Origin of the sequence: Acinetobacter sp. RF14B (assembly GCF_006864105.1) — a bacterium.
In the GTDB taxonomy this organism is placed as follows: domain Bacteria; phylum Pseudomonadota; class Gammaproteobacteria; order Pseudomonadales; family Moraxellaceae; genus Acinetobacter; species Acinetobacter lwoffii_C.
Map to the genome: position 1 here is coordinate 16,434 of NZ_SMTB01000005.1, position 12,568 is coordinate 29,001.

Sequence of the window (12,568 nt, forward strand, 5' to 3'; positions counted from 1 at the left end):
TTCGGCACTTCCTTTGAGAGTCGAGACTGAGTAGAAAATAAACCGAATGAGATACTCAAAAGTGAGGTGGAAATATGAAGTATTGAGAACATGTGAAGAATAAAGGACAGTTTCTCAGTATTATTTCCCTTTCAATAATGTTAATTTGCTAGATGCAAAACCAACTATTAGAACAAGAATAAATCTAAATATGCTGTTTGAGCAGATCCAAGGAGGTGATGATGCAGATGAATCATCCGGTCTATGATGTAGTGATTGTCGGTGGCGGTATCAATGGTGTTGGCATTGCGGTTGACGCTGCGGGCCGAGGCTTATCGGTTTTTTTATGTGAAAAAGATGATTTAGCTAGTCACACTTCTTCTGCAAGCAGCAAGCTTATTCATGGTGGTTTGCGCTATCTGGAGCATAAAGAATTTCGTTTGGTGCACGAAGCTTTGGCTGAGCGGGAAATTCTGTTGGCAAAAGCCCCGCATATTATTCGTCCACTTCGCTTTATTATGCCTCATCAACCGCATTTGCGTCCTGCATGGCTCATTCGGACGGGTTTGTTTTTTTATGATCATCTGGGAAAACGGGAAAAACTAGCAGGTTCTCGACATATTAGGTTTAATGCCGTTAGCAGTCCTTTAAAGGAAGACATAACCCAGGGTTTTGAATATTCGGATTGTGCAGTAGATGATGCCCGTCTGGTGATTTTAAACGCCATGCAGGCACATGAGCTGGGAGCCTATATTGCCACCCAAACACGTTGTACAGCTGCTGAGCGTGAAAATGAATTATGGAAAATTCATCTGGAAGATTCGCAAGGGAGTTATCAGGTACAGGCGAAAGCTTTGGTTAATGCTGCCGGACCTTGGGTAACCCAGTTTATTGAAAAAAGCTTAAAACAGAAATCACCTTATGGGCTGCGCCTGATTCAAGGCAGTCATATTATTGTGCCTAGAGTTTATGATGGCGATAAGGCTTTTATTTTACAAAATAAAGATCATCGCATTGTTTTTGTCATTCCTTATCTTGAGCAATACACGCTAATCGGAACCACGGATCATGAGTATCAAGGCGATTTAGATCAGGTTGAAATTACTCAGCCGGAAATGAGCTATTTGCTGGATGTTTATAATGATCACTTTAAGCAGCAGTTAGGTCCAGAAGATATTTTATCGACTTATTCCGGTGTGCGCTCTTTATGTGATGACGAGTCTGATAATCCATCGGCCATTACCCGGGATTATACTTTGGCCCTGTCGCATCCGCAGCCCCATGAAGCGCCTTTGCTTTCAGTATTTGGCGGGAAGCTCACTACTTATAGAAAGCTGGCGGAGGCAGCCATAGCGCACTTGGCAGTGATCTTTCCTGAAATAAAAAAACCTTGGACTGAAAAAGCGTTATTGCCTGGAGCTGAAAATCTGGTTTCGCTGGAACTTTTAATTCAGCAAATTATGCAGCGTGTGGAAAATGTCTCTTTACCCTTGGCCTCACGCTGGGCTCACGCTTATGGTTCACGAGTCTGGCAGTTTTTAGGGCATATTTCTAGCCTGAAGGAGCTGGGTGAAGATTTTGGCCACGGCCTGTTTGCCAAAGAAGTCGATTATTTGGTAGATCGGGAGTGGGCCAGAACCAGTCAGGATATTTTATGGCGTAGAAGCAAACTTGGTTTTCAATTTAATGGGGATGAAATATCGCGTTTAGATCAGTATCTTCTAAAATTACTGATTAAAAGATCAAATGAAATTGGCCATAAAATAAAAAATGGCACAGACGTACACAACGGGTTGTTAGGACATAGTAGAGTTAGCCAGAGTGAAGCTGGATAGCCCAGGTAAGCAGGTCATTGGGATAAGTGCTTTTAAAAAATCCCTTGTTATATTTTTTGTTCATTGATCCATTCAAGTCGTCAAATAGACAAAAAAAGACCGCATGAGCGGTCTTTTTTCATTTTAACTTATAATTAAGCTGATTTAACTGCTTCTAAAAGCTCAGCTTGACGTTTTTTCAGCGCTTCTGGTAAACGCTCACCCAGTTTGTCGAATAGTTCAGTGTGGCTTTCAAGCTCTTTGATCCATTGATCTTTATCTTGAGCAGTCACAAGATCAAACTGTTCTTTGGTGAAGTCTACACCAGTCCAGTTCAACTGTTCGTAAGTTGGAACACGGCCGATTGGAGTTTCAACTGCATCAGCGCGGCCTTCACAACGGTCAATGATCCACTCAAGCACACGCATGTTTTGACCAAAACCAGGCCATACAAAGTTGCCTTCAGCATCACGGCGGAACCAGTTCACATTGTAGATACCAGGAAGTTTGTTACCTGCAGCTTTAGCTTTAGCACCTACTTTCTCGCCCATTTCTAACCAGTGCGTGAAGTAGTCAGCCATGTTGTAACCCGCAAATGGAAGCATTGCGAATGGGTCACGGCGAACAATACCTTGCTGACCAACTGCAGCTGCAGTCGTTTCAGAACCCATAGTTGCAGCTTTATACACGCCATCAACCCAGTCAAAAGCTTCTGAGATTAAAGGCACTGTGTCTGCACGGCGACCACCGAAGATGAATGCAGAAATAGGAACACCTGCCGGATTTTCCCAGTCAGCATCAATAGAAGGGCATTGACCTGCAGCAACAGTGAAGCGCGCATTTGGATGCGCTGCTTTTTCTTCACCAGTATGCGGTTGACCTTTCCAGTTGGTCAGATTCGCAGGTGCTTCTTTGGTCAGACCTTCCCACCAAACTTCACCGTTGTCAGTTACAGCAACGTTGGTGTAGATCACGTCTTTGTGAAGCGTGGCCATACAGTTCGGGTTGGTCTTGGTATTTGTACCAGGTGCTACACCGAAGAAACCAGCTTCAGGGTTGATTGCGTATAAACGACCATCTTCACCTGGTTTGATCCAGGCAATATCGTCACCTACGGTTTCAATCTTCCAGCCTTCATAGCCTGCTGGTGGAATCAGCATCGCAAAGTTGGTTTTACCACAAGCAGAAGGGAATGCAGCTGCGATATAGTGTTTTTCACCTTGTGGATTCGTTACACCAAGGATCAGCATATGTTCAGCTAACCAGCCTTGTTCACGTCCCATATAAGAGGCGATACGTAAAGCAAGACATTTTTTACCCAGCAATGCGTTACCGCCATAACCAGAGCCGTAAGACCAGATTTCACGAGTTTCTGGGTAATGAACGATATATTTTTCAGGGTTGCAAGGCCATGCAACATCTTTTTGACCTTCTTCCAGCGGAGCACCTACAGTGTGTACGCAAGGAACGAATTCACCGTCAGTACCCAGTACGTCATAAACAGCTTTACCCATGCGCGCCATTTTAGACATGCTAACTGCAACGTATGGAGAATCTGTTAATTCGATACCGATATGGGCAATATGAGAACCTAAAGGACCCATAGAGAAAGGAACCACATACAAAGTACGGCCCTTCATTGAACCATCAAATAAACCGTTCAGACGAGCACGCATTTCTGCAGGCGCTTCCCAGTTGTTGGTTGCACCAGCATCTTCTTTGTTTTCTGAACAGATATATGTACGACCTTCAACACGCGCAACGTCAGAAGGATCAGAATTTGCAAGATAAGAACCCGGATGTGTTTCTTGGTTCAGCGCTTGCATTGTGCCGTTAGCGATCATCAAGTCGATATAACGTTGATATTCTTCTGCGCTACCGTCACACCATTCAATTTTTGCTGGTTTTGTTAAATTAGCAATTTCTTCCACCCAAGCAATAAGCTTAGGGTGACGAACGAATTCTGGTGCGTTCACTTGGGTCATGGTGAGGCCTATCTCAAATGTGTACAAAAGGTTGTACAAAGTACAATCTGAACAATACAGCAACTGCTCAGATGAAATATGAAAAAAAAGTGGCTGTATTAAAGCATAAAATCATAAAAAAAATAAGACTAAAGGCGCGCTAGATTTTTTTTGGAATATAATGCTGCTCATTGATTAATTTGATGTAAAACAACCACATAAGAAGGATATCTTTGATTTTAATTGTTATTTTGTTTTTTTATGTGTGGTATTTATTTAATTGATTATATTATTTATCAATGACTTAAATTAAATATTTGTTCTCACTCATTTATTGATTAAATGAATGACTGTGATTTGAATTTTACATAAAGCAGCTTTTAATTGTCTATGAATTCGACAAAATGCCTAAAGGTTTCAGTATATTTAAGCGAAAAATGTCTAAGCAATCTAAACCTTTATCGATTATTTATAATCATAATTCAGGCTTTCGTATTACAGGTCAGCAAGAGCTGTATACAGAGCTGACTAATATTTTTGCATCGTATGGCTATGACACTCAGGCTTTTGAAATTAATACTCCAGAACAATTTAAACTGATTATGCAGCAGGTGCTGGAACGACATTCTCAGGCATCTGACAAAGGCATTGTGGTCGCGGCTGGCGGTGATGGTACTTTAAATGCAGTCGCCAAGTATTTGCTTAATACCCCCATTCCTGTTGGGATTTTGCCAATGGGCACGTTTAATTACGTTGCCCGAAGATTACATATTCCTTTAGAGCTGCTTGAAGCGGCACAGGTGATTGTCACAGGTCAAGCTAAACGGATTCATGTGGCACAAATTAATCAGGACATTTACCTGAATAATGCCAGTCTGGGCTTATATCCTTTATTTATCAAAAAAAGAGAAGATTATAATCGTCTTTTTGGGCGTTTGCCTTTGCATGCTTATACCTCAGCACTGGATGTGTTGATTCGTAATCATAAGGAACTCAAGCTGGAAATCTGGATTGACCAGAAAAAATATCCGGTAAAAACGCCGCTGATCTTTTTTGGAAATAACCCTTTGCAGCTGGAAGAAATGAAAATGCGGATTGCTCAGGCAGCAGAGCAGGGTAAAGTGGCTGGGGTGGTGGTGGCCAAAAGCGATAAGCTGACTTTATTCAGACTGGTTTATCAGCTAATTAGAGGCAAGATTGATCAGGCTTCGGACGTCTACAGTTTTGCAGCAGATCATGTCTGTATTAAAGCAGGGCGTCACAAGCTGATGGTGGCCATAGATGGAGAAACTGTAGAAATGACACCGCCTCTCAATATTGCTGTCCTTAAAAATAGCCTAAGCGTTTTGGTGCCTTATGATTCTACATCTCTCTGATTTGCATTTTGGAACAGAAAGACCTGAGTGTCTGGAGGCGATCCGTCAGTTCTGTCAGGCTCATCCTCTGGAGGCGGTCGTGGTGAGCGGAGATTTGACCCAGCGCGCCAGGTTTGCGCAATTTTATGCCTGCAAACGATTTCTGGATCAGCTCAGTACACCTTATCTGGTCATTCCCGGCAATCATGATATTCCGCTTTATCATTTATGGAATCGCCTCTTTAGTCCTTTTACCCGTTATCAGTTTTTTTTTCGTGAACTGGAACCCACCCTCGAAACGGAAAATTTTTATCTGATCGGAGTGAATTCAATCCGGCGTCGCTATCATACCAAAGGGCATTTATCGCTTGAGCAGATTCAGCGCATTGATCAGAAGTTGGCACAGGCACCTTCCTCTAAGATCAAAATTATTGTGAGCCATCAACCTTTTTATGTGCCTTTTCACAATAAGCGCGGTTTTAAAGATAGCCCACTCATGGCCAAGATTGCCTTGGAGGCTTGGGCCAGACATGGCCTGTTCGCAGTCTTGCATGGTCATCTACATCAGCCAGCCAGCTATGACCTAAACTGCATGTTTAGGCTGGGGGTAGATCATCCTGTCTATGATGTACACGCTGGAACCTCTACCTCGCATCGGCTCCATAAAAGTCAACCAAACAGTTTTAATCTGATTGATGCAGCAGGAAAAATTTCTCAATATTTATTTGATGAGCAAACTAAAAACTTTGTATTGCACCCCGATGCGCTGAATAAATAGACGAAATAGTGTAATTGATCAAAAAATATCAAAAAAAACGAAATTTTTTTTATTTTTACCCTTGAAGCGTTTTATTCCATCTCCATAAAAGTGACATCTAAAAGTTTTGATAGTGACCCAGGGAATAACGAAGTCATTATCAGTAATCAAAAAAGACTTAGTCTGATGGAGTTAAATATGAGCAACATTCGTCCATTACATGACCGCGTTGTTATTCGTCGTGTTGAAGAAGAAACTAAAACAGCTGGCGGTATTTTACTTCCAGGTTCTGCTGCAGAAAAACCGGCACAAGGGGAAATTATTGCAGTAGGTAATGGTCAGATCACTGACAATGGCGTACGCGCATTAGATGTAAAAGTTGGCGACAAAGTATTGTTCGGTACTTATGCCGGCACAACGGTAAAAGTGGATGGTGAAGAACTATTAATTATGAAAGAGTCTGATATTTTAGCGGTGCTAGAAGCTTAATTTCGCTAAATACAGTCTTACACATTCCATATCAGATTTTGTAAAGCTATTAAAAATATTCGGAGTCAACTATGTCAGCTAAAGACGTAAAATTTGGTGATTCAGCTCGCAGCAAAATGATTGCTGGTGTCAATACGCTTGCAGATGCGGTGAAAGTAACGTTAGGTCCTAAAGGCCGTAACGTTGTAATCGACCGTTCTTTTGGTGCACCGCACATCACTAAAGATGGTGTTTCTGTTGCAAAAGAAATTACCCTAAAAGACAAATTTGAAAATATGGGTGCGCAGCTGGTTCGCGAAGTTTCTTCAAAAACCAATGACATCGCAGGTGACGGTACAACAACTGCAACCGTATTGGCTCAAGCTATCCTGAACGAAGGGATCAAGTCTGTAACTGCGGGTATGAACCCAATGGACTTGAAACGCGGTATCGACCTTGCAGTAAGAACTGTGGTTGAAAATATCAAAACAACTGCCAAGCCAGCATCTGATTCTAAAGCAATTGAACAGGTTGGTTCGATCTCTGCAAACTCTGACACCACTGTAGGTAAACTGATTGCGCAAGCAATGGAAAAAGTGGGCAAAGAAGGCGTGATCACTGTTGAAGAAGGTTCAGGCTTTGAAGATTCGCTTGATGTTGTAGAAGGTATGCAGTTTGACCGCGGTTATATCTCTCCATACTTTGCAAACAAGCAAGATACTTTAACAGCTGAACTGGAAAACCCGTTCATTTTGTTGGTTGATAAAAAAATCAGCAACATCCGTGAACTCATCACTGTATTAGAGGCTGTTGCAAAAACAGGTAAACCGCTTCTGATCATTGCTGAAGATGTTGAAGGTGAAGCACTTGCAACACTTGTTGTTAACAACATGCGTGGCATCATTAAAGTATGTGCGGTTAAAGCGCCTGGTTTCGGCGACCGTCGTAAAGCAATGCTGCAAGACATCGCGATTTTAACTGGCGGTACTGTAATTTCTGAAGAAATCGGTATGCAGTTAGATCAAACAGCGCTTGAACACCTTGGTACTGCACATAAAGTCACAGTGTCTAAAGAAAATACGGTCATTGTGGATGGTGCTGGTGATGCAGCTCAAATTGCTGACCGTGTACAGCAAATCCGTGCGCAAATCGAAGAATCTACTTCTGAATACGATAAGGAAAAACTTCAGGAACGCGTTGCTAAACTGGCAGGCGGTGTAGCAGTTATCAAGATCGGTGCTGCAACTGAAGTAGAAATGAAAGAGAAGAAAGACCGTGTAGATGATGCGCTTCATGCAACTCGTGCAGCGGTTGAAGAAGGTGTTGTTGCTGGTGGTGGTGTTGCACTAGTACGTGCAGCAAAAGCACTTGACGGTGTGACTGGCATAAACGATGACCAGAACGTAGGTATTAACATCCTTCGTCGTGCGATTGAATCACCTCTTCGTCAAATCGTTGCAAACGCAGGTGATGAACCATCTGTTGTAATCAACGCAGTGAAGAACGGTGAAGGTAACTTTGGTTACAACGCTGCAACTGGCGAATATGGCGATATGCTGGAAATGGGTATTCTTGATCCTGCAAAAGTAACTCGTTCAGCGCTTGAGCATGCTGCTTCTGTAGCTGGCTTGATGCTGACCACTGAGTGTATGATCACAGAAATTCCAGAAGAAAAACCAGCTATGCCAGATATGGGCGGTATGGGTGGCATGGGCGGCATGATGTAATTCATCATCCGGTCATTCGATCTAAAAAATCCCCGCTTATGCGGGGATTTTTTTAGCTGATGCATTATCAGGATGCTTTTTTAAGCAGTTTATAATTCAGCTTGCTCTCGATTTTTTGACCATTTTCAAGATTACGCGCTTCAAGAAAATTTTCACCTACAAAAAATTTCCGGTTTTCAGCCTTGGCATCCAGAATAATAATTGAAGGCTGTTGTGAGTCAAAACTGAAACTGCCTTTAATTTCAGTTTCATTGTTTTTACCTTTACCGAGATATTCTTCCTTTAATTCATAAGTTTTATCAGGATGGAGTTCGAGTTCGACCTTGATGCCTTCACAGTCTGCGCAGGGGAAAACACCTTCATATTCACCTGACCAATCTAGGGCAGTTTCTGCACGATCATTGGTGGTCAGGCCAGTACTGGATGTGCTTTGAGTGCTTGCAGGTTCTGAAGAGGTAGAAGAATTGAGAACTGAATCGGCCTGCTCGGTATTGGTCATGTCACGTTCTTCCTGTTTTGAACAGGCGGTTAAGCTTGCAACCGTTACAGTCAGCAGGGCAGAAAATAGAATTTTTTTCATTGAGGTTCACCTGGTTTTTTTATTGCACTTTAAATACCTTAAAAGGACAGGGAAAATATAAAAGAGAGATCTTGTTAAAGTTTGCTTCCGTAGGTGAAGCAAGTGAAGTTGAGCAAATATAACTTGAAGAATCTTGAGAATACCAGCAAGTATCGTAATTTCATCAGCATATAATCGGCTATATCCAGCATGAAATAATAAGTATTGTTATAGAAAGTCAATAACTGAAAATTTTCAGATTTTTGCCAGATTAGGAGATTGTTGGACGCGGGTCAAATAATTCGTCTTATCTATTCCAAATTCAGTCAAAATTAAACGTCTATCATCCAGATTTAAGGTATTGCCTAACTATTTACCGGATGTGAAAGTTCCAACCCGCCATGGGTACCTGGTGAAAGATGGGCTGTGATGAATAGTGGTCGTATTCCAAGCTAACAGTCTGATGTCTATGCCGGAATGACCGAGATCATCAGAACTATCAGCTTCACCCTGTTTGTACATCCATCTTCTAAAATAGCGAATAAACTAGCGCTGTTATGCGTGCGGTTAATTTCCCGGAAACCTGTAATGTCTTTATCTGAAAATTGGGAGATGGGTGGCATAAAAAATACGCGTTATCGCAAATATAGATAAACGGTTATAGAGTTTGATATCAGTCCAATTAAAAAAGTAATTGATTAGCAAAAAGAAAAATCTCTTGTTTAAATTTAAAATACAAATATAAATTAATTGTCTATTTTGTGTACATTTCACTCTATCTATATTTTACTTTGTTGTTAGACTGTGCCGAATTTTTGCGAATGTTTGTGACCTATCGTGTTTGAAAAATGGGCTGAAAAAACTCTGAATTTAATGGGCTGGAAAACTGATAATCAATGGCCGGAAGACCTAGATCAATGCGTGATGATCGCAGCACCCCATACCAGCAACTGGGATGCACTTTATGCGCGTCTTGCTTTAAAAGCGTTGAGGGTGAATGTCCGCCTGACGATTAAAGACAGCTATATGAAACTTCCATTTGGACCGTTTGTACGGGCGATGGGGGGTATTGGTATTAATCGCTGTCCTAAGCAGCCAGGTGAGCCACGTCCAAGTATGGTTCAGGTCATGAGTGACTTATTTAAAGAACATCCTAAACTGATAATGCTGATTACTCCGGAAGGTACACGTTCCCGTCAGGAGCAATGGAAAACCGGTTTTTATCATGTAGCAATCAATGCCGGTGTGCCTATTGCCTTGGCCTATATGGATTATGAGAAAAAAGAGGCAGGTGTAGGGAAAATTATCTACCCAACTGGAAATTATGAACAGGATATGGCTGAAATTATGGCCTTTTATGTCAACATTCAACCGAAATTTCCTGAAAAATTCAGCATCGACCAGCGTTATGCAGCTTAACCGGATACAAGCTGAGTTCAGGGGTGATGCTGGGTAGCCAAGATGCCTCCGAGATTCTGGCAGGCATCTTTATACAGATCATATTGCTGCTGAACCACTTCGGTTAAGGGAATATCAAATAGCTTTTGACCTTGCTGATATTGCTGAATATAGGATTCAGCTTTGGCTTTGGTGCTGTAAAGTGACTGCTGATAATAGTCCGTCACTGCATTGTTTGACATTTGTGAGGTTTCAATCTTGGTGCAGCGAAAGTTATCGAGCATCTGTTCTGATTTTTTAAGATCACTAGACATACAACCTGCCAGTAAGATGCTACCGAGCAATGCTGTGATAGTTTTCATAATAAAAATAGGTAGGTTTGGTAAGAAAGTGAATAGTGTAAATTAAAAATCTGATTTAACCTCTCTAAATTTAAATAACTGGTTAAAAACTAGAAAATTGACCTCTTAACTTAAAGCCAGTGGCTGGCTTTAAGTGCTTTCGTTGTACAGACCTTAGCCTTTTACCAAGCCGCCATCTACAATCAGGTTTTGTCCTGTGACTGCGCGTGCATACGGAGACAGGAACATAAGAATAGCCGCAGCAAATTCTTCGGGTGATACCACATGGCCCATCGGTGTAGAAGCCGCGATCAAGTCAAACACAGCATCCGGTGTGGCTTTGCTGGCATCTGTCTTTTGTAATAACCCACCTGAGAGCATATTGACATGTATACCATACTGTCCCAGATCTTGAGCGGTGGTACGGGTAAATGCCAGCAGCGCAGCTTTTGCAGCGGTATAGTCATGATAAGGCACGACTGGGTTCTGCACCAGATTCGTCCCGATATTGACAATACGGCCAAAGCGGTTTTGTTGCATATCTTGTAGCGCAGCTTGAGTCGTATTTAAAGCGGCCTGTACTGCTCCGCTCAGCTGGCGTTGCATCATGTCCCAGGTCAGTTGCTCTACTTTAGGACGCGCATCGCCATTAAATTCAAACTGGATCAGAGCATTATTGACCACGGCATGAATCGCTTCATTAAAATGGCTTTTAGCAGCCGCAAACATGGCATTAACCTGATCAGCTTGTGTTACATCGGCCTGATAGATAAAAACTTGCTCAGGATACTGTTGGGCCAACTGTTCAGCTGCTTGCTGGCTATTATGATAATTCACCACCACGCGCGCACCTTCGGAAAGCAGGGCATGAGAAATAGCTAGACCAAGACCGCGGGCACCGCCAGTCACAAGAACAATCTGATCACGAATTTGCATGAATTTTATCTGAAGTTACTGAACATGAACCTACCATAACAGTTCTAGGAATACTGTCCAAGTTTTAGAAAATAATCTGGATCGTCTGATTTACATCAGCTGGCTCATGAGCAGAAAACCTGCCGGCACTGAACAACCGCTCTAAAATAATCCGTTTAAAGACCAGTTCAAAAATGTGATAAAGCAACCTGGCACCCAAAATGGCAGAGAGGACAAAAATCATGAGAATTGCCAGAGAAGAGAAATGACTGCCAATAAGCCCCGAGGCTAAACAGCTGAATAGAAAGATTAAAATGACGTAGGATATTAGGTTGTGCTGCTCTGTGCCGTTGTCTAATCATTATTTAGGTTGAATGAGCCGAAAAATACACTTAACCCTCCTAAAATGCCACCTATAAAGCCGATCACGCTGTCAATGACTTTTCCTGGACATTCAAGCGCGGCTAGTGGGGGGGCAGTAGCATTATCGGTGACCAGAGAATCAAAAATATTCCCAGCACCAATTTAAAAGTATTGGCTTGAATGATGTGGAATAAACAAATACTGAGTGGGATTCCGATTCATCCTGCTAATAAATCAGGCAGATCAAGCCAAGCTATCCGGGTAAAACTGACTGGTCTTGTTCCTGACTTAGACAAATGAGATGACTCCAGACAGCGGGGCATACCTCTAAGGGGCTGCTGGTTGGGCTACAAAACCCAGATTCAGAATGACAGGGCAATTAAAGCAAAGGCAAAACCGGTCAGGCCTTGAACGAAAGCTGCAATCATGGCGCCTACAATAAAAACCAGCAAGGTCGTAAAATGAAGTGCTTATATAGAGGTAAATAGTTTTAGCAGATTCCTGCAAAATCCAAGTTTATATTTCACTGGATTGATACCTGAAGGCTGCGGTCAGATTCGCCTGAATCTCTGTACGCATAAGTAGTGAATAAAAGCTACAACAGTACAACAATCATCACGTTTATTCTCCATTAAATCATTCGATACTAAATAATGAAGTAAGAGGGGATGAATATGAAAAGAATCATATTACTGTCTATATTGGCAATCTCTGTCACCGGTTGTGTGGTTGACCCTTATGATGATGGTGATTATCGTTACAATAAAGACCGTCATGGACAATATGATCGGAATCATGGTGACCGCCACTATGACCGAAAACATGGTGACCGCGACTGGAAACATAAAGATCATCGGGACTGGAAACATGATCGGGACAACCGTGACTGGCGTCGTGACCGTTAAGCAGGTTATGGCTTAGTTTTTAA

General features: G+C 42.1%; 10 protein-coding genes and 2 pseudogenes. 7 read left to right on the forward strand and 5 right to left on the reverse strand.

What is annotated here, in order from left to right:
• Positions 1-218: 218 nt before the first annotated feature.
• Positions 219-1,700 (forward strand): annotated as a pseudogene (glpD, locus tag E2K52_RS01750) (glycerol-3-phosphate dehydrogenase); the annotation flags it as partial.
• Between the two features lie 248 nt (positions 1,701-1,948).
• Here the strand turns inward: glpD and E2K52_RS01755 are convergent.
• The gene (locus E2K52_RS01755) at positions 1,949-3,778 is read right to left on the reverse strand and encodes a phosphoenolpyruvate carboxykinase (GTP) (RefSeq protein WP_151203285.1); all 1,830 of its coding nucleotides are present in this window, start codon (positions 3,776-3,778) and stop codon (positions 1,949-1,951) included.
• Positions 3,779-4,194: 416 nt separating this feature from the next.
• Here E2K52_RS01755 and E2K52_RS01760 point away from each other — a divergent pair, with 416 nt between their 5' ends.
• From E2K52_RS01760 to groL, 4 genes are all read left to right on the forward strand, one after another.
• Positions 4,195-5,133 (forward strand): diacylglycerol/lipid kinase family protein, encoded by a 939-nt coding sequence (locus E2K52_RS01760; RefSeq protein WP_151203286.1) that lies wholly within the window; start codon positions 4,195-4,197, stop codon positions 5,131-5,133.
• Positions 5,114-5,890, forward strand: a complete 777-nt coding sequence (locus tag E2K52_RS01765) for a metallophosphoesterase family protein (protein WP_151203287.1) — start codon at positions 5,114-5,116, stop codon at positions 5,888-5,890. The genes E2K52_RS01760 and E2K52_RS01765 overlap by 20 nt, the downstream gene beginning before the upstream one ends.
• A 177-nt stretch (positions 5,891-6,067) precedes the next feature.
• On the forward strand, positions 6,068-6,358 hold the full coding sequence (gene groES, locus E2K52_RS01770) for a co-chaperone GroES (RefSeq protein WP_067729023.1): 291 nt from the start codon (positions 6,068-6,070) through the stop codon (positions 6,356-6,358).
• Between the two features lie 71 nt (positions 6,359-6,429).
• Positions 6,430-8,064 carry a chaperonin GroEL gene (gene groL, locus E2K52_RS01775; protein WP_151203288.1) on the forward strand — a complete coding sequence of 545 codons (1,635 nt, stop codon included), beginning with the start codon at positions 6,430-6,432 and terminating at the stop codon, positions 8,062-8,064.
• Between the two features lie 67 nt (positions 8,065-8,131).
• Here the strand turns inward: groL and E2K52_RS01780 are convergent, their stop codons facing one another.
• On the reverse strand, positions 8,132-8,644 hold the full coding sequence (locus E2K52_RS01780) for a copper resistance protein NlpE (RefSeq protein WP_151203289.1): 513 nt from the start codon (positions 8,642-8,644) through the stop codon (positions 8,132-8,134).
• 816 nt (positions 8,645-9,460) lie between these two features.
• Between E2K52_RS01780 and E2K52_RS01785 the strand changes: the two genes are divergently transcribed.
• Entirely contained in the window at positions 9,461-10,042 is a 582-nt protein-coding gene (locus E2K52_RS01785; RefSeq protein ID WP_151203290.1) for a 1-acyl-sn-glycerol-3-phosphate acyltransferase, read from the forward strand.
• Between the two features lie 17 nt (positions 10,043-10,059).
• On the opposite strand, the gene E2K52_RS01790 is transcribed toward E2K52_RS01785, so the two are convergent.
• The 3 genes and pseudogenes from E2K52_RS01790 to E2K52_RS15665 all read right to left on the reverse strand — a co-directional run bounded on the left by E2K52_RS01790 (position 10,060) and on the right by E2K52_RS15665 (position 12,068).
• Positions 10,060-10,383 carry a hypothetical protein gene (locus tag E2K52_RS01790; RefSeq protein WP_151203291.1) on the reverse strand — a complete coding sequence of 108 codons (324 nt, stop codon included), beginning with the start codon at positions 10,381-10,383 and terminating at the stop codon, positions 10,060-10,062.
• Between the two features lie 153 nt (positions 10,384-10,536).
• Entirely contained in the window at positions 10,537-11,298 is a 762-nt protein-coding gene (locus E2K52_RS01795) for a 3-oxoacyl-ACP reductase (protein ID WP_151203292.1), read from the reverse strand.
• Positions 11,299-11,362: 64 nt separating this feature from the next.
• Positions 11,363-12,068 (reverse strand): annotated as a pseudogene (locus E2K52_RS15665) (TSUP family transporter).
• 246 nt (positions 12,069-12,314) lie between these two features.
• On the opposite strand from E2K52_RS15665, the gene E2K52_RS01805 reads away from it, so the two are divergent.
• Positions 12,315-12,545 (forward strand): hypothetical protein, encoded by a 231-nt coding sequence (locus E2K52_RS01805; protein ID WP_151203293.1) that lies wholly within the window; start codon positions 12,315-12,317, stop codon positions 12,543-12,545.
• Positions 12,546-12,568: the final 23 nt, after the last annotated feature.